The following is a 17,654-nucleotide window of genomic DNA, read 5'->3' as shown; positions in this document are numbered from 1 at the left end:
CGCTCCCGCGAAACGGGCTCGGTCGGTAGGCCTCAGAACGTTGGGAGGGTACAACCGATGGTTGTACCTCGGTCACCACTCGCGGTTGTACCCTCGGACGATGGTGCTGAGCCCGCGGATGCCCGACCTCGCGTCGCTGGAGACGTTGCAGGCCGTTGTCACCACCGGCAGCCTCAACGCGGCCGCCGCAGAACTGGGCGTGACCCAGCAGGCGGTGTCGGCCCGCATCCGGGCGATGGAAGCCCAACTCGGCGTCGCGCTGCTGACCCGCACCCCACGCGGTTCGCTCCCCACCCAGTCCGGCCGGCTCGTCGCCGACTGGGCCGACAGACTCCTGACCCTCGCGGGCGAGTTCGACGCCGGGCTCGCGGCCCTACGCCTGGAACGTCGTGATCGACTCCGCCTCGCGGCCAGCCTCACCGTTGCCGAGCACCTACTCCCCCGCTGGCTCGTGTCATTCGCCGCGAAACACGAGCACGCACCCAGGGTGTCCTTCACCGCCACCAACTCCGACCACGTGTTCGACCTCGTCCGCGCCGGCGACGTGGAACTGGGCTTCGTCGAGGGCTCCCGCGTCCCGAGCGGACTCCGCAGTCGCACGATCGCACGCGACGAACTCGTCCTCGTCGTGGCGCCCGATCACCCGTGGGCACGGCTCCGACGCCCCGTCGAGGCCCACGACCTCGCGCGCACGGCACTCGTCACGCGTGAGGAGGGTTCCGGGACAAGAGAATTCTTCGAGCGCGCACTGGCACGAACACTGGGGCCGACACGCGCGGTCGCGCCACCGGTTCTGGAGTTGTCCACCACGGCGTCGGTGCGGGCCGCGGTGATCGCCGGCGCCGGACCGGCGGTTCTCAGCAACCTGTCGGTGGCCGACGACATCGGGCGACGGCTCGTCGGTGTCCCAATTCTCGACCTCGATCTGGCCCGGCCCCTTCGGGCGGTGTGGCCCGCAGGCGCACAACCCGGCGCCGGAGCCGCGCGCGACTTCCTCGCGCACATCAGCCACAGCTGAGCACAGTCGAGCACTCGCCGTAAATGCCCGAATACGTCCGCTCACAGCACGACTTGATCATCTGCCGCCCCGAACTCACCGAGAAGATCCTGTCGGTGACCACTGCACACTCCCCTGCGGGCGCATGATGACCTCGCTTTCGCCGGGCCGGTCTCACGAGACCGGCCCGGTGCAGGCGCACGCAATGGAGCCGGAACACCAGCATGTTGCCAAGCCCGTAGTGCACCGTGACTTGGCAATGGAGCTCTACACCACGCATCGGCGTTGCCAACGGCTCACAGCCGCAACACATCTGCACGCATCGCATTCGCCATCTTGATGTTCTGTCGGACGGGTGCCCGTACACCCAGCGCGACCTGGAAGCGGCGTTGCAACTGGATCAGTCGACTGTGAGCCGACACGTGAACACCGCGATCGATCTGGGTTACGTCGAGCGCTGCGTCGGTCCTTCCGAAAGCCGACTGATCCGGCCGACGATCTCCAGTCGCCGCGGGTATGAGCACGAAGTCGGCAGGTGCGGTGAACGAGTCGGGCGAGTACTAGCGGAACTGAGGCCCGACCGTGCCGACGCTCTTCTCGCCGAGTTGCACGCATTCGACGAGGCGTGTGACCGCCACCGGCACACCTGACGACTCCGAGAGAACATCGACGTCAGACCGCTACGCGACAGTGGGCAACTGCGACACTTGTCCTGACGCGTCAGGTTTGAGCTCCGTCAGGATTCACCTGTCCGTTCACAGCTGCGTTGAGCAGCGCAGGGGCGTCAGGGTTTCCGTCGAGCGCGCGGCTCGTACGCCGGTCCACCTTCCAACCATCAGTGGTCCGGACGAGCCGCCAGTGGTGTGCAGTCGCTCGGTGGACTCGAAACCCGTTCTCGTCACCGAGGATCAGCAGCGAATAGCTGGCCGCAGTCGCCTCGTCGCGGTTCACGGTCACGTGCACCGGCCCTTGGAAATGAGCGCACCCACCGGCAATGAAACCCTGGTGCGTGCGGGACCTCACCATCGCCACGATGTCGTCACGTCCCTGCATGTACAAACCGTCGACGTCGTAGACACCGTCGGGCGTCCACAGCGCAGCGACGGCATCTGCATCGCCGCTGTCGACGAGCGGGCCGTACGAGGCCACCAGTCGAGCGACCTCCCGTTCGTCCTCCACGAGGCGCAGCCTGGCCTCCATCGCTGACATTCGATCCTCAGGCGACGTCATGCGAATCTCCTTCCATCGTTGTCGAGATCCCGCCACGACCGGGCAGATCATGCAAGTCGGCCAGTGCGGCCAACTGCTCGATGTAGTGATCGGCCGAGGAGGCCGCGACGGTCACTCCGACAACGGTGGCACCGGCGGCCGATGCCGCAGCCACCTCGACTCGAGCCTGGTCCGGACTGGCAGACGGATCCACCGTGCCTGCCGAGAGGACCACCTCGAAATTCGTCGGCAACGCGACCGAGTCGAGCATCTCTCGCAGCCGCGCACGACTCAGACCGAACGGCACCCACCCGTCGCCCAACTCCACCGCGCGACGTAACGACCTCATCGTGCGGCCGCCGATCCAGATCGGAACGTCACTCTGTACCGCATGGGGCTCGACGAGCATTCCGCCGAAACGGAAATGAGTTCCTTCATACCGCGGTTCGGATTGGGACATCGCGACCCGAAGCGCACGAAGCGCATCGTCGGCGATTTCGCCGCGACCGTTGAACTCGGCTCCGAGTAGCTCGAACTCTTCACGCAGAGAACCCACGCCGGCGCCGAGCGTGAGCCGGCCACCGCTGACGGCATCGAGGGTTCCGTACCGCTTCGCGATCTCGAGCGGATGGTGATAGCCGAGCACCAGCACCTGCGTCAACAACCTGATACGACGAGTCCGTGCAGCGATGAAACCGAAGGTGGCCAACGGATCCCAATATGTCCCGCCGCGGGTGGCCGCCACCTCGGTCGGCACAGCCACATGCTCGCTGCAGGTCAGATACTCGAACCCGAGCTGGTCGGCCGCCGAGGCGATGTCTGCGAGCTCGGCGATTCCCGCTGACGCCTCCCATTCCCCGGCGACTCCGGGCACCCGGGTGACGATCGGGCTGGTGATCCCGATTCGCACGGCTCAGCCCTGGGTCTGAACGGATTCGGCATCGCTCTTCGCCCTCTGCGGGAACAGTTTCAGCATCCGCTCGTGCTGTTTGAGGATCAGCCCTCGACGGTCGGGACCGTTGATCTCCTCGGCACGGGATGCGTTCCCGCCGGCGACCCACACCGGCCCGTCCGCGAGGTGAGCGAGTCCTTCGCGCGCAACGTCGTCGGGCTCGCTGACTTTCATTGCTCCACCGAGATTCATCCCGGCGCGCTCCATCGCAGGCGTTCGGGTGACGCCGAGCACGAGTTCGAGCACATCGACGCCGTGGTCTCGCAATTCCAACCAGAGCGACTCGGCGAAGACCCGGCCGAAGGCCTTGACGGCGCCGTAGATCGACAGATGCTTCCCGCCCAGGTAGCCGCTCATCGAGCCGACCAGCAGCAGACCGCCACTACCCCGCGCACGCATCTTTGCACCGAAGAAGTGGACCAGTGTCAGCTGCGCGGTGATGTTGAGGTCGATCACGTCTTGAAAACGACCGAGGTCGCCTTCGACGAAATCGCTTCCATAACTGTTCGCACCGGCGTTGTAGATGAGCAGTCCGACGTCCAGATCCTCGGTCGCAGCGAAGATCTGACCGATTGCTCCGGAATCGGTCAGATCGAGAGACAGAGTTCGGACCTCGACTCCGCGCGTCCGGACCGCCGCGGCGGTCTCCTCGAGCGGACCGGGCTTGCGTGCGATCAGCACGAGATTGATCCCGGCGTCGGCGAGTTGATGAGCGAACGAGGCGCCCACTCCTTCAGACCCACCCGCGATGACCGCCCATGGTCCGTACCGTGTCGGATCCACCGCATTCGACCCGTCGGTTGTCGTGATGTTCATCGTTCTCCTTATCCACTTACCTACAGTCGTTCGTCCGTCAGCGCCGCTGGCCCGGACCGCCATGGCGTTGGACCGCCACCCCGTCTTGTCACCAATCGGCGAAGGGCACAATGGAGCCCAGCGACATACACGCCAGGGTCTGCACACACGAATCTCCTCGGTCGAACCCCCTCGAGGCATTGAAATCGTTGTGCGACTGACATATTCGCTCGGTTGTCGAGCTGAGATCACCATCGATGTATACAAGTCGAATCCGCATCGAACCCTCCGGGTCATCGGAATTGGTCCGAGGACGCATGGTTACGTTCTGATGGTGGCTGAAGGTGAACGTCCAGGCACCTGCCACCCCGGCGAGATCGAGTAGTTCAGGTATCAGTTCGCGATCCTCGGCGGCATGATGTTCATGTGCGGGAGCACCTCGCGCGTCGTCGAATCGGGTGAGGGTGAGGTGAACACCGCGATTCGGTCGAAGCGGCAATACCTCGGCCGAAACAAGCGCCGATGCAGCCGCGTAGCCCTTGACCGGCCGAAAGAATCCCAGGAGTGGCCGTTGAACACCTGGGATCAACGGCCCGCGACCCCATTCGAATGAATCGGCGCCGAGCCGGTTCCATTCCGCGACAGACTCTTCGACAGGATCGTTGAACCAGTACATGGCAACGTAGTCAACCGAGCCGAATGCCGCTGTCGCACCGTCCATACAGTCGATATCAGGCTTGTGAGACCACCGTTCTCCCCAAGCCACCCCGGGGAGAGCAAGGTTCTCCGGCCGGTGGTCCATCAAATGCCACCGGTTGTAATTCCGATGGTTCTCGGGGGTGTTGTCCGCAAGGTGGACGAACGAGAAGAACGCCAGCGGGAATCGGTTCAAAATTCATCCTTACAGCGAATACACGTTGGTGATGTGTGTCACGTTAGCTGTGCCGCCGACGCTCCGAGAGGAGCGTCCAGGTGAATGGGAGAGACAGCTAATCCGTATGTCGACCCAGTCTCAACCCTCACCCCGCTGCTGCACTCACCCCGGCGCGCCGTCCGAAAAAGCTCCCATCCCCGAGACTGGCACCACTCGCGTAACCACCGGCACACACGCCAGCCGTGCAACGCCCGGCTGCGTACAACCCCGGTATCGGCGCCCCCGACACGTGGAGAACCTCGGAGTCGGTCGATGTCTTCAACCCGCCGAGCGTGAATCCGCCCATCATTCCGCGGAGATCGTATGCGGCAACAGGTGTCCCGATGGGCTTCAACCACTGCGACTTCTTGCCGAACAACGGGTCGGTTCCGTTCGCGGCGTGCGTGTTGTACAGATCTATCGTCGCGGACAAGGACCCAGACGGCAGGCCGATCTCGGACTCGAGTTCGCTGACACTCTCGCACACCCATCTCGGGGTGGCACGCATCATCGCACTCGTCGAATCCGTGGTCAGCGCCTCCTCGTACGACGCCTCGTCGATGATCACGAAGGCCTCGCCCCTTTGGTTCAGCAGCGTGGCCTGCCCGATCCGGCCGGGGTAGGTGTCCTCGGTGACGAAACGCTGACCCTGCCCGTTGACGAGGATCCCGCGGGCCATCAGCTGCGGGTCGCAGAAGATGGCCACCTCGGTCGCGTCCATGTGCGCGGTCGCCGCACCGAGTGCTTGACCCAACAGGATTGCACGACCGTCGTGACTCTCGATCGAGGCCGCGGGACGACCTTCGATATGTGGCGCGTGGTCGCGCAGCATCGTGTTGTCGTAGGCGAAACTCCCGGTCGCGAGAACCACTCCCCGCCGGGCTTTGATCGCCTGATCCACACCGTAGTTCCTGGCGATCACGCCGACGACGCGCTCGTCGTCGTCGACCACGAGCGACTGGACGCGATTGTCGTAGAGCGTTTGCACGCCGAGTTCTTCGACCAGCGCGAGAAGCGGTTTCATCAACATGTACCCGCCGGCCTGTTCGCTGTCCGCAGTTGCCGCACGTCGTGGGAGATGGCCACGGGGTGCGGGCGGAATCGTGGCGATGAACGGCGCGGCGTTCTCCCCGCCGGAGTACATCAACCCCTCGCCGTGGGGCGGTTCCCAACCGGGCTCACCCCAGAACGATTCGTCGAACACCACACCCGCGTCCACGAGCCAGTTGTAGTGCTCGACACTTTCCTCGCAGTAGACATCGACTTTGGCCTCGTCGACGCCAGGTCCGAGTGCGGCTTTCATGAACGCCTTCATGTTCTCGACCGAGTCCTCGAATCCCAGCGACTTCTGCAGGGCAGTACCGCCGCCGAGGTATATGAAACCTCCGGACATGGCGGCGGCGCCCCCTCCACCACCGAGTCGTTCGAGCGCCACGACCTCGGCGCCGGCGCGAGCAGCCTCGATCGCTGCTGTGGCGCCGGCGACGCCGAGTCCGGCGACTACGACATCGGCTTCCAGCGACCACTCGACGTGAGACGCCGAGACCGGCCGGAGTGTGGGATCTGTCATGTGAACCTCCTCGATGAGTTGCTCGTTATTCACTCATCGAACGGTCCACATCTGCTGCTGGGATCCCGAACAGTGGGAGGCTGTCAGTGTCGTTCTGGCCGAATATCTTTCACTCGATCAAGATGAGCCGGCGCGAGCTCAGACCCCGGCATTCGCGTCCTGCTTCTTCTTGAGCTCGAGCGCAATGTCGATGAGCTGGTCCTCCTGGCCGCCGACCAGTTTGCGGCTACCCGCCTCGAGGAGGATCTCCGCGGCCGAGACGCCGTATCGTTCGGCATGACCCTCGGCGTGCTTGAGGAACGAGCTGTAGCAACCGGCGTAGCCCATCATCATCGCCGACCGGTCGACCAGGCACTCCGACGGCATTGCCGGACGGACGACATCCTGTGCGGCGTCGGCGATCTTCATGAAGTCGACGCCGGTGGTGATGCCGAGCTTGTCGCACACGCCGACGAATGCCTCGGTGGGCGTGTTCCCGGCGCCGGCACCGAATCGACGGATCGACCCGTCGATCTGCTGTGCACCGGCACGAATCGCGTTGACCGAGTTGGCAACCGCGATGTCAAGGTTCTCGTGACCGTGGAACCCGACCTGCGCGTCGTTGCCGAGCTCGGCCACCAGGGCCTCCACTCGCACCGTCACGTCCTCCAGGACAAGAGCACCTGCGGAGTCGACGACGTACACGCACTGGCACCCGGCGTCGGCCATGATGCGGGCCTGCTTGGCGATGACCTCCGGCGGCTGGCTGTGGCTCATCATCAGGAAGCCGACGGTCTCCAGGCCGAGGTCACGCGCGAGTCCGAAGTGCTGGATCGAGACATCGGCCTCGGTGCAGTGCGTGGCGATGCGGCAGATCTGACCGCCGTTGTCCTGCGCGGCGCGGATGTCGTCCTTAGTGCCCAGCCCCGGCAGCATCAGGAAGGCGATCTTGGCTCGCTTTGCTGTTTCTGCGGCGGCCTTGATCAGCTGCTGCTCAGGGGTTTTGGAGAAACCGTAATTGAACGACGATCCGCCCAGACCGTCACCGTGGGTCACCTCGATGACCGGAACACCGGCGTCGTCGAGTGCGCCGACGATCGCGCGCACCTCCTCCTCGGTGAACTGATGGCGCTTGTGGTGGCTGCCGTCGCGCAGCGATGAGTCAGTGATGCGGATGTCGAGGGTGTCGGAGTACTTGCGCGCGTTAGCCATCAGCTTCGGGTCGCGCGGTGTCAGAACCACATTGGTGCTCATGCGGGGACTCCCAACTTCGTCTTTGCGATCTCTTCGCCGACCTTCGTGGCGGCGGCGGTCATGATGTCCAGGTTCCCGGCGTACGGCGGGAGGAAGTCCCCCGCGCCTTCGACCTCGACGAAGATCGAGACCCGCGCGAAACCGCCGTTGAGGACGCTCGGCGGGTCGAACTGGGGGTCCTGCAACAGTCGATAACCCGGCACGTATGCCTGGATCTCTTTCTCCCGTCGGTGAATCGACTCGGCGATCGCATCGATGTCAGCATCCTCTGGGATGGCGCAGAAGATGGTGTCACGCATGATCATCGGCGGATCGGCCGGATTCAGGATGATGATCGCCTTGCCACGCTGCGCGCCCCCGATCGTCTCGACACCTGCCGAGGTCGTCGCGGTGAACTCGTCGATGTTCGCGCGGGTTCCAGGACCGGCCGACACCGAGGCGACCGACGCCACGATCTCGGCATACGGCACCGGCACAACCGAACTCACCGCGTGCACCATCGGGATGGTCGCCTGCCCACCGCACGTGATCATGTTCGTGTTCGGCGCATCCAGGTGCTCGCGGAGGTTGGCCGGCGGCACCACGGCGGGGCCGACAGCGGCCGGGGTGAGGTCGACGGCGATGATGCCCGCCTCCTCGTACTTCGGCGCGTACTCGCGGTGCACATAGGCCGAGGTCGCCTCGAAAATCAGATCCGGACGCTCCGACGACGCCAGCAGCTCGTCGGCGCCACCGCTCATCGTGATCAGGCCATGATCGGCCGCGCGCTTCATACCCTCGGAGGCGGCATCGATGCCGACCATCCAGCGCGGCTCGATCACCTCGGAGCGCTCCAGCTTGTACATCAGGTCGGTGCCGATGTTGCCCGACCCGATGATCGCTGCGGTCAGCTTGGCTGCCACGGGTTCCTCCTCATACTGTGTGAAAGTTGTTCAGGTCCAGCAAATTCGGTGTCTCAGTGGAATCGAAGGACACTTCGTGTCTAGGTGAAGTCGAGCGTGACGCTGCCCAGGCCGGCGAACTCCGCCACGAAGTGATCGCCCGACGAGATGTCGATGGCCCGCGTCGCGGTGCCCGGGAGGATCACGTCGCCCTTGCGCAGGCGCACTCCGAAGCCCTCGACCTTGCGCGCGAGCCAACTCACGGCGTTCAGCGGATGGCCCAATACCGCAGACGAATTGCCTTTCGCGACGATCTCTCCATTGCGCGTCAGCGTCGCCTCGATGTCACCGGTGTCGATCTCGGAGATCGGGACGCGCTGCTGTCCGAGGATCCACCCGCACGACGACGCGTTGTCGGCGATCGTGTCGCAGAGCGTGATCTTCCAGTCCTTGATCCGGGAGTCGATCAGCTCGATCGACGGCACCACCCAGGCCACCGCGTCGATGACGTCCTGATTGGTGCAGCCCTCCCCCGGCAAGTCCTCGCCCAGGATGAAGCCGACCTCGACTTCGACGCGCGGAAAGCAGAGCTTCTTGGCGTCGATCGGGGTGTGTTCGAAGTACTGCATGTCGTCGAGCAGATGGCCGTAGTCCGGTTCGTCCACGCCCATCATCTTCTGCATGGCCTCGGAGGCCAGGCCGACCTTGTGCCCGGCGACCTTGGCCCCGGCGTCGAGTCGCTTGCGGATGTTGATCAGCTGGATCTCATACGCGTCGACCACATCGAGGTCGGGATGGGCGTCGGTGGGCCGGTCGATCGCGGTCGCCGACGCCTCCGCCCGCGCCAGGTCAGCAGCGATCTTCTCGCGAATTGCCTGGTCAACCGCCATTTCGCCTCACTCTCGTACACCTGGGGAACGCTCACCACCGCAGTGGCGCGCAAGCGCATCACTCAATTCTAGAACACGTTCTAATATTCCGACATCCCGTTGCACCGGATCCGGGTCGACGTGACGATGCTGATTCCACTACGTCTGTGCGCGAAGTAGGCCAGTGAGTCCATTCAGCGGGACCGTCGCCGCCACTGTCAGACCGCCACCGCGCCCTCGGTTCCCATGTATGCGCGCTCGATTCGCGCCGGTTCGGCCTGCAGGGCCGACGCCGAGTCGTCGATGACCACGTTCCCGTGCACCACCACGGCCGCGGTGTCCGCGACGTTCAGAGCCAGGTGCACATGCTGCTCGACGAGGACGACTGCCATCCCGGTGTCGGCGGCGAGGCGCCGGAGGACCTCGAGGATCTCGTCGACGATCACCGGCGCGAGCCCCATGCTGAGCTCGTCGATGAGTAGGACCTTCGGCCGCTGGACGATGGCACGGCCGATCGCGAGCATCTGCTGCTCGCCACCAGAGAGTCGCCCCGCGTCGATCTTCAACCGCTTCTCGAGCGAGGGAAAGTACTCGATGACCTGGTCCACAGCCGCGGCTCGCCGACTGCGCTCCCGCACAGCGAGTCGGAGGTTCTGCACGGTCGACAGCTGCCGGAACAACGCGCGGTCGTCCGGCACGAGGACCATCCCGGCACGAACCGCGTCACGTGGACGTCCACCGGCGAGAGAGGTCCCGTCGACCTCGATGTCACCGCCGAACCGCGGCAGCATTCCCGCCAGAGCCAGCAGCAGGGTCGTCTTTCCGGCACCGTTCGGACCGAGCAGGCACCGGATCTCGCCGGCCTCGACCGTCAGGTCGACGTCCCGCACACACGGACGCTGCTTGGTGTATCCGGTTGTCAACCCCGTGCAGTGCAACGCGCTCACGACAGGACCTCCTGGGTGCTTGTGGTCTGGGTTGCGGTGTGCAACTCCGGGATCGCTTCGTGCTCGGCATCCACCGCGCCACCTGGCATCCCGAGATAGGCACGGATGACGGCATCCTCGGTGCGGATCTGCTCGGGCGTTCCGGTGGCGATGACCTTGCCGAGGTCGAGAACCACGACGCGGTCGCAGATCGACAGGACGAGGTCCATGTCGTGGTCGACCATCAGGATCGAGGTCCCGGCGTCGCGGGCCATCCGCAGCCGTTCGCCCAGCCACTGGCTCTCCGAGGAGTCCAGCCCGGCAGCCGGTTCGTCGAGCAGCGCTACCTTCGGCGATGCCGCGAGAACTCGTGCCACCGAGACCAGCTGGCGCCGGCCCTGGGAGAGGGTGGCGACCTCGGCGTCGGCCATCTCGTCGAGCCCGACCATCTGCAACACCTGCGTGACCCGACGTTCCACTGGCACGTCCGAACGGGACCGGCTCGCGCCGACGGTGACGTTCTCGGCCACCGAGAGATCGTCGTACAGCTCGACGTCCTGGAAACTCCGACCCAACCCGTGCCGGCTGCGGACGTGCGGGCGCAGCGTGCTGATGTCGTGGCCCCCTAGTGTGACCGCACCGGTGGACGGCGCGAATCCGGTCACCGCATCGATGATCGTGGTCTTCCCGGCGCCGTTCGGTCCGATGAGTCCGACGATCTCTCCCGGATAGACCTCGAACGACACGTCCTCGGCGGCGACCACCGCGCCATAGCGGACGCCGACACCGTCCACGGCGAGAACCGGATCGGTGCGGTCGATCGCCGGCGCCGAGCTTCCGGAGGTCGCGGATCCGGCGGCAACCGACACCTCGTCGACGGCCCGCCGCCGCAGCGCGGGCAGCGCCGGCCAGGGGATGTGAGGCAGCCGGCTCGCGATACCGTCCGGGTTGGCCATCACCGAGACGATCAGCAGGATTCCGCTGATCAGCGTGTAGTACTCCCCGATGTCGGCCGCACGGTCGAGGACGATGTACAGCAGACCGCCCGGTGCCATGAGGCCGGCCAGGATCCCGCCGGTGATCGAGGTGATGCCGGCGATGTACATGACCGCGAACAGACTGATTCCCAGGAACACCGTGAACGACTCGGCGGTGGCGAGGGTCTGCTGGTAGCCGAGCAGGGAGCCGCCGAGGCCGGCGATGAACGCGCCGATCCCGAAGGCGGCCAGCTTGGTTCGCGACACATCGATACCGGTTGCCGCCGCCGACCGCTCGTTGGCGCGGACGGCCAGCATGTCGGTCCCCAGCGTGCTGCGTCGCAGCCAGGCCACACCGAGCCCGACGAGAACGAGCACGATCAGGCACAGGACGCCGAACGCGAGGCGGGGGTAGTTCTCCCCGGCACCGATCCCGAGGTCGATCCCGAGGAACCGCGGGGTGTCGATGGGCGCGCCGGTGACCCCGCCGTTCAGCGAGGGGTTCCGGAACCAGAACGCCTCCAGGAACACCGCGAGCGCGAGCGTCACGACGGTCAGCGGTAGGCCGCGGACGCGCAGGGCCGGCAGACCGACGACGACACCGAGCACGGTGGCGACGACCGCCGCGATGATGGGCGCGAACGGGAACGGGATGCCGAGGTGGGTGTTGAGAACCGACAGGGAGTAGGCACCCACGCCGGCCAGGGTCAGCTGGGCCAACGACACCTGCCCGGCATAACCGGTCACGACCACCTGGGACAACGCGACGACGGCGAAGATGATGCTGGTGATCACGGCCGCCCGATAGCTCCCGGTGGTCAGCATCAAGGCTATGACGGCCATCGCGATCGACACCAGTGCGGGGAGGACGATCCGCTCCGGACGGGGCGCCCGGCCCAGTGCCTGGCGCACCACCGCACCGCGATCGGGTAGCGGCCGCCCCTTCACCACCAGGAAGCCGAGGATGAGGATGAGCGGGATCGCCTCGGAGAGACCGGTTTTCGGAAGCCAGTCGAAGGTGTTCTGCAGATTGGTCGCCTCGGACTGCAGGGCGCCGACCGCGATCCCGGCGATCACGGTGAGCCAGATGGACGAGAAGTTGCCGACGAGCGTCGCGGCGAGCGCGGGAACGATGAACATCGTGTATGCAACTGGATTCAGCGAGACCAGCGGGGCGATGAGGATGCCGCCGAGGCCGGCCAACACCGAGGACAGTGCCCAGTTGCTGAACGCGATCTTGTCCGGCGACAGTCCGGTCAGATAGGCACCCTTCTCCGATTCGGCCGCCGCCTCGGTCGCGACACCGAATCTGGTGTACCGAAAGGCGAGTGTGGTGACGATCGCGAGACCGACGACGCAACCCGCGAGCCACATACGGTCGGTTGGCGCGACGCTGTCGCCGATGGGGATGGTCTTCATCGGGAAAATCGGTTCCACCAGGGGGATCTGCGTGCCGACCCGCTGGGCGATGACCGCCTGCAGGACGATCATCAGACCGATCGAGGCCACCGCCTTGGCCACCACCGAGGCATTGCGCATCGGCCGGAAGATCAAGGCGTAGCAGAGAACCCCGAGAACTGCGGCTATGACGAGCGCGATCGCCATGGCCGGAACCACCCCAAGTGGTCCACCGAGGTGAATCGACTTGGGGAGGCCCGGGATCGGGACCATCAGCTCCCCCGTCCTCAGCAGGACGTAGGTGTACGCGGTGTACAGGGCAACCGCGCCGGTCGCGAAGTTCACGACGCCGGAGCTCTTGAAGGTCATCACGAGTGCGAGCCCGATGGCCGCGTACACCGCGCCGTTGCCGAGGCCGAGAACGAGATAGGAGAGATGGTCAGTCATATTGTTTCCTTCTGCGCCAGACGCTTACGCGGCCGGCTTCTGTCCGGCGGCCTTGAGGTCGACCGGGACACCCTGATCGTTGATCGTGCCGTAGAGCGTCTGGCTCGCGCACAGTGTCGGCATCTGCGGGAAGGCGGACCCGTTGCAGGTGAAGGTGACTCCGCCACCCGCGGGCATCTCGACGTTCTTGCTCGCCTTCAGGGCATCCGCGATGGCGGCTGCGTTCACCCCGCCCTGGATACCGTCGGCAGCACGGACTACGCCGAGAACGACCTGGTAGCCCGAGGATCCGGCACCGGTGATCGACAGATCGGGTGCGTACTGTTCGAAGACGCTCCGGTAGAGGACCGAATCCGGATCGTCGGAGAGGTAGTCGGTCGCGGTGATGCCGATGTTGCCCTTCACGGCGTCGACACCGACGACATCGGTGACGTTCGGGTCCAGGCAGATCGGGTTGAGGATCTTCTTGATCGTGGGGTTCTGGGTCTGGACCGACTTGAGCACGGCAGCGCAGGTTGCCGCATCCGCCACGACGCTGATTCCGTCGGGCTTCTCCGACAGTCCGGCCGAGACCATCGGGGTCGGGTCCGGCACGCCCAGCGGGATCGGCACGACGTTCAGATCGATGCCCATCGCCTGAAAGATCGGATCACCCATCTGGCGGATCACGTTGCCGATGCCGCCACCGTCGCTGGCGAAGATCGTGACCTTCTTCAGATTCTCACTCTTCGCGCCCGTCGCCGTGGCGGTGAGCGTCCCGGGGAGTCCGGCGGAGAGAGCCGAGACACCCGGTGAGGTGAGCTCGGCGGCGGAGACGGCGTTGAGCGTCACGTAGGGGATCTTGGCTCCGGTGACGATCGGGACGATCACCTGGCCCATGGACGTTCCTGGTGAGAGTACGGCTGAAACACCCTGCTCCACCAGCTCGTTGGCGCACTTGGTGGCCGAGGTGGGCTCTTCCTGCTGCTTGCAGACGATCAGTTCGACCGGGTGCCCGGCCAGGCCGCCGCCGTTCTCGTTGACGTATTCGACTGCCGCCTCCGCGCCCTGCCGATACTCGGGCAGTGAGACAGCGGCACCGCCTTCGGCGGAGATGAAGCCGATCTTGACAGGTGTGCCGTCGGCCGGGTCGGCGGGCAGGGACGTCGTCGCCGCCGACGGTGCGCTGCTGCTCGAGGAATCGTCACTGCCGCATGCCGTCAGGCCGACCACGCTCACGACCGCGAGCGCGCTCAGGCCGGCCACGGCTCGCCGATGGCGAGTCAGTCCACCGAGTTTCATAACAGGTACTCCTTCACAGAACTGCGAGGCCCGCGCATCGGATAGGACATCCCACACATCGGCTCCCCCCGCGTGATTCGCGTCACCCTCCGGGTGCAAGCAGTGAATTATGAGCGCAGGTCGTACGGGTGCGGAGACGGCGGTTCCCGGTGACCGGGACATTCGTCGGGCAGTTCGGACCACGGCGCCTCGCGACGCTGGTCTGCACGCCGAACCGCCCCGGTCCGGACGGAGCGGGGCGGTTGGTGAGGCGACCGAACGGTCGCCGCGTCAGCTGTTCGGCACGAATCCCCGGAACCGCCGGACGTAACCGATCAAGCGCCGGATCGGCACCGATCGCGGCCAGTCCTCGGCCCGGAAGTACGCGTCCGAGCCGCCGTCCACGAACAGCACGCTCCCACAGAGGAATTCGGCGGAGTCGGACAGCATGAACAGGACCCAGTCAGCGAGATGGTCGGCATCGCCGAATCCGCCGATCGGGACCGGGAAGCTCCGGATGGCTTTGGCCTCGGTCGGGGTCCCCAGCTGCCTTTCGAGGAGAGGGGTCAGGATCGCACCGGGAGCCAGCGCATTCAACCGGATGCCGGCACCCGCCCACTCCCGGGACACGGCCGCGCGACGCACCCAGTGACTGACCGCCAGCTTGGAGCCCGCGTACACGATGGGCGCTCGTTGCCTGCCGAAGATCCGGACCGACCGACACACCTTGTCGATGTCGCGTTCGGCGAACGCGGCGAGGGTACGTGAGGGCACCGCAGGGACGGTCGTGGTCGAATTGCTCGAGAACACGACGACCTTCGCCTCGTCCGCGGCGGACAGCGCGGACCGCCAGCCTTCGAGCAGTTCCACGACGCCGAGATAGTTGACCTCGGCAATCAGACGGAGCCGTTCCTCGCCCGGCGTCGGCCCCAGACCCGCGGCGAGAACCGCACCGTCGAGCCGTCCGCCTGCGGCCGCAAGGACGTCGGCAATCGCCGTACGCCGCCCGCCCGCGGTGGACAGGTCCGCGACGACCTCAGCGTCGACGAGGTCGACGCCGATGACCTTATGCCCCTGTACGCGAAGCTTTTTCGCGACAGCACGGCCCATTCCCGACGCCGAGCCGGTCACCACGTAACACTTCACCGCTCGTTCTCCCATCGCTTGCTCCTCCGTCTCGATGACGACGGCACCGCGCACCGCCTATATTTGACACACTAGGACAAAAATGGTCTGCTCAGTGCGTGCCCCCTCTCGACGATCCGCCCGCGCCGCCCCCCGCCGTCGGCCGGCGCGGGCGCGGTCGACCGTCGGTGATCGATTCCGGAGCCGTCGCGGAAGCCGCGTTCCGGTTGTGGCGCGACCAGGGTTTCGCCGATACGAGCTGGGCCGACCTGGCCGACGCCACCGGAGTGAGCGCGCGGACGCTGCTGCGACACTTCCCTACCAAGGCCGACATCGCCTGGACCGGCGTCGCACAGGCCACCGTCCGGCTGCGAGACGCTCTCGAGAAGACTTCGGCCGCCGACTCGCTCGCCGATGCGATCCGCACCGGCGTCGTCAGCTCGGTGTCGCATCATCCCCGCGTGCAGCGCGTCAATCCGGCCTGGTTACGGCTGATCGCCGACGAGCCGGAGCTCTTCGCGATGGCACCCCGCGCTTATCGCCCCTGGATCGACGAACTCGCCGCCTTCATCGGCCGGCGGGTGCCGCACGCGCCGCCCGCGATCTGCCGCGCAATGGCGTCGACGTACCAGGCCGCCGCGTTCGCCGCCCTCACCGAATGGGCCGATTCCGGTGCCGACGGAGACTCCGCGGACGCGGTCGACGCGATGCTCGGCTGGATCGACATCCGCATCCCGGAGATCCCCGCCGACACCTGAGGCCGGGTCTCACGCGAGATCACACGGTCCGAACCGCCCGACACAACCGGTCCTGCACCAGATGTGCACAGCCCCCTGCCTTTTCAGGACCAGTCCACCGAATCAAGGAGATCCCGATGCCCGACATCGCGTCCCCCGTTCCCGCGACGACCACGCCGGATCCACTGGCCCCGGCCCGCCTGGGTCCGGTGTCGATGCGCAACCGCATCATCAAGTCGGCAACCTTTGAAGGCGTCACCCGCGACGCGTTGGTGACCGAGGAACTCATCGACTTCCATGTGGCCGTCGGCAAGGGTGGTGTCGGGATGACCACCGTCGCCTACCTCGCCGTCGCCCCGGAAGGGCGCACCGAGCGCGATCAGATCTACTGGCGGGCCGACGCCCTCCCCGGCCTCCGACGGCTCACCGACGCCGTGCATGCGACGGGCGCCAAGGTGTCGGCCCAGATCGGACACGCGGGACCGGTGGCCAACTCGCGGTCCAACGGACTGCCATCCATCGCCCCGTCGGCCCGGCCGAACCCGCTGGCAATGGGATTCGACCGTGCCGCCACCGAGGACGACATCGTCCGGGTCATCAAAGCGCACGGGGATGCCGCACGCATGGCCAAGGACGTCGGCTTCGACGCGATCGAGATCCATCTCGGCCACAACTACCTCGCGAGTTCCTTCCTCAGCCCGAACATCAACCGTCGCAGGGATTCCTGGGGTGGATCGCTGTCCAATCGCGCCCGGTTCGCCCGCCGGATCGTCGCCGAGGTCGGCGAGGCGGCCGCCGGTGAGGTCGCCGTCATCGCCAAGATGAACATGGCGGACGGCGTGCCGGGCGGGCTGTGGCTCGACGAATCACTCCGGTTCGCCCAGATGCTCGAGGCGGATGGACATCTCGACGCGATCGAATTGACCGGCGGGTCGTCGCTGCTGGACCCGATGTATCTCTTCCGTGGCGACGTGCCGGTTCGTGCAATGGCCGAGACTCAGTCGGGCATCGTCAAACTCGGAATGAAGATGTTCGGCCGATTCGTCTTCAAGCAGTACCCGTACGAACCGCTCTACTTCCGCGATCACGCGCGGCAGTTCCGCGAGGCGCTGACCATGCCTCTCGTGCTCCTCGGCGGGGTCACTGATCACGGCGGCATGACCACCGCGATGCGCGACGGCTTCGAGTATGTGGCCATGGCTCGCGCACTGTTGCGCGAGCCGGACCTGATCAATCGCATCCAGAAGGATCTGACCACGACCTCGCTGTGCATCCACTGCAACCTGTGCGCGGCGAGCATTTTCACCGGCACCAGATGTCCGCTGGTGGTCGTCGCCGGGGCGTGAATCCGGCCGCACCCGGGGC

Annotated in this window: 17 protein-coding genes; 4 read left to right on the top strand and 13 right to left on the bottom strand. The window is 65.9% G+C overall.

Features of this window, described 5'->3' with window-relative positions:
• Window positions 1-100: 100 nt before the first annotated feature.
• Complete coding sequence (locus ACSUZC_RS04365) at window positions 101-1,018, top strand: LysR family transcriptional regulator (protein ID WP_439031684.1); 918 nt, start codon at window positions 101-103, stop codon at window positions 1,016-1,018.
• Between the two features lie 275 nt (window positions 1,019-1,293).
• Here the strand turns inward: ACSUZC_RS04365 and ACSUZC_RS04360 are convergent, their stop codons facing one another.
• Window positions 1,294-1,419, bottom strand: a complete 126-nt coding sequence (locus ACSUZC_RS04360; protein WP_439031683.1) for a hypothetical protein — start codon at window positions 1,417-1,419, stop codon at window positions 1,294-1,296.
• On the opposite strand from ACSUZC_RS04360, the gene ACSUZC_RS04355 reads away from it, so the two are divergent.
• Window positions 1,408-1,647 (top strand): hypothetical protein, encoded by a 240-nt coding sequence (locus ACSUZC_RS04355; RefSeq protein ID WP_439031682.1) that lies wholly within the window; start codon window positions 1,408-1,410, stop codon window positions 1,645-1,647. The genes ACSUZC_RS04360 and ACSUZC_RS04355 overlap by 12 nt on opposite strands.
• 70 nt (window positions 1,648-1,717) lie before the next feature.
• Here ACSUZC_RS04355 and ACSUZC_RS04350 read toward each other — a convergent pair whose 3' ends face one another.
• The 12 genes from ACSUZC_RS04350 to ACSUZC_RS04295 form a co-directional block, all read right to left on the bottom strand.
• Entirely contained in the window at window positions 1,718-2,227 is a 510-nt protein-coding gene (locus ACSUZC_RS04350; RefSeq protein WP_439031681.1) for a nuclear transport factor 2 family protein, read from the bottom strand.
• Window positions 2,214-3,116, bottom strand: a complete 903-nt coding sequence (locus ACSUZC_RS04345; protein ID WP_439031680.1) for an LLM class F420-dependent oxidoreductase — start codon at window positions 3,114-3,116, stop codon at window positions 2,214-2,216. Before ACSUZC_RS04345 ends, ACSUZC_RS04350 begins: the two co-directional genes overlap by 14 nt.
• Window positions 3,117-3,119: 3 nt before the next feature.
• Window positions 3,120-3,974 carry an SDR family NAD(P)-dependent oxidoreductase gene (locus tag ACSUZC_RS04340; protein ID WP_439031679.1) on the bottom strand — a complete coding sequence of 285 codons (855 nt, stop codon included), beginning with the start codon at window positions 3,972-3,974 and terminating at the stop codon, window positions 3,120-3,122.
• Between the two features lie 88 nt (window positions 3,975-4,062).
• On the bottom strand, window positions 4,063-4,845 hold the full coding sequence (locus ACSUZC_RS04335; protein ID WP_439031678.1) for a hypothetical protein: 783 nt from the start codon (window positions 4,843-4,845) through the stop codon (window positions 4,063-4,065).
• A gap of 127 nt (window positions 4,846-4,972) precedes the next feature.
• Window positions 4,973-6,436, bottom strand: coding sequence for an FAD-dependent oxidoreductase (locus tag ACSUZC_RS04330; RefSeq protein WP_439031677.1), 1,464 nt, complete (start codon window positions 6,434-6,436; stop codon window positions 4,973-4,975).
• A 138-nt stretch (window positions 6,437-6,574) separates the two neighbouring features.
• The gene (gene dmpG, locus ACSUZC_RS04325) at window positions 6,575-7,669 is read right to left on the bottom strand and encodes a 4-hydroxy-2-oxovalerate aldolase (protein WP_388053855.1); all 1,095 of its coding nucleotides are present in this window, start codon (window positions 7,667-7,669) and stop codon (window positions 6,575-6,577) included.
• Complete coding sequence (locus ACSUZC_RS04320; protein ID WP_388053853.1) at window positions 7,666-8,571, bottom strand: acetaldehyde dehydrogenase (acetylating); 906 nt, start codon at window positions 8,569-8,571, stop codon at window positions 7,666-7,668. Before ACSUZC_RS04320 ends, dmpG begins: the two co-directional genes overlap by 4 nt.
• A gap of 80 nt (window positions 8,572-8,651) precedes the next feature.
• Complete coding sequence (locus ACSUZC_RS04315) at window positions 8,652-9,440, bottom strand: 2-keto-4-pentenoate hydratase (protein ID WP_439031676.1); 789 nt, start codon at window positions 9,438-9,440, stop codon at window positions 8,652-8,654.
• A 197-nt stretch (window positions 9,441-9,637) separates the two neighbouring features.
• Window positions 9,638-10,366: an ABC transporter ATP-binding protein gene (locus ACSUZC_RS04310; protein ID WP_354560679.1), complete on the bottom strand. Its 729-nt coding sequence runs from the start codon at window positions 10,364-10,366 to the stop codon at window positions 9,638-9,640.
• On the bottom strand, window positions 10,363-13,167 hold the full coding sequence (locus ACSUZC_RS04305) for an ABC transporter permease subunit (RefSeq protein WP_439031675.1): 2,805 nt from the start codon (window positions 13,165-13,167) through the stop codon (window positions 10,363-10,365). The genes ACSUZC_RS04310 and ACSUZC_RS04305 overlap by 4 nt, the downstream gene beginning before the upstream one ends.
• Before the next feature lie 24 nt (window positions 13,168-13,191).
• The gene (locus ACSUZC_RS04300) at window positions 13,192-14,448 is read right to left on the bottom strand and encodes an ABC transporter substrate-binding protein (RefSeq protein WP_439031674.1); all 1,257 of its coding nucleotides are present in this window, start codon (window positions 14,446-14,448) and stop codon (window positions 13,192-13,194) included.
• Window positions 14,449-14,718: 270 nt separating this feature from the next.
• Window positions 14,719-15,588, bottom strand: coding sequence for an SDR family oxidoreductase (locus tag ACSUZC_RS04295; RefSeq protein ID WP_388053845.1), 870 nt, complete (start codon window positions 15,586-15,588; stop codon window positions 14,719-14,721).
• A gap of 152 nt (window positions 15,589-15,740) precedes the next feature.
• On the opposite strand from ACSUZC_RS04295, the gene ACSUZC_RS04290 reads away from it, so the two are divergent.
• A complete protein-coding gene (locus ACSUZC_RS04290; RefSeq protein ID WP_439031673.1) occupies window positions 15,741-16,310 on the top strand; it encodes a TetR/AcrR family transcriptional regulator in 570 nt (189 codons plus the stop codon).
• Between the two features lie 116 nt (window positions 16,311-16,426).
• On the top strand, window positions 16,427-17,635 hold the full coding sequence (locus tag ACSUZC_RS04285; RefSeq protein ID WP_439031672.1) for an NADH:flavin oxidoreductase: 1,209 nt from the start codon (window positions 16,427-16,429) through the stop codon (window positions 17,633-17,635).
• Window positions 17,636-17,654 lie beyond the last annotated feature (19 nt).

The organism is Gordonia terrae (assembly GCF_051789125.1).
GTDB lineage: Bacteria > Actinomycetota > Actinomycetes > Mycobacteriales > Mycobacteriaceae > Gordonia > Gordonia terrae_A.
This window is presented reverse-complemented; position numbering and strand designations above follow the sequence as displayed.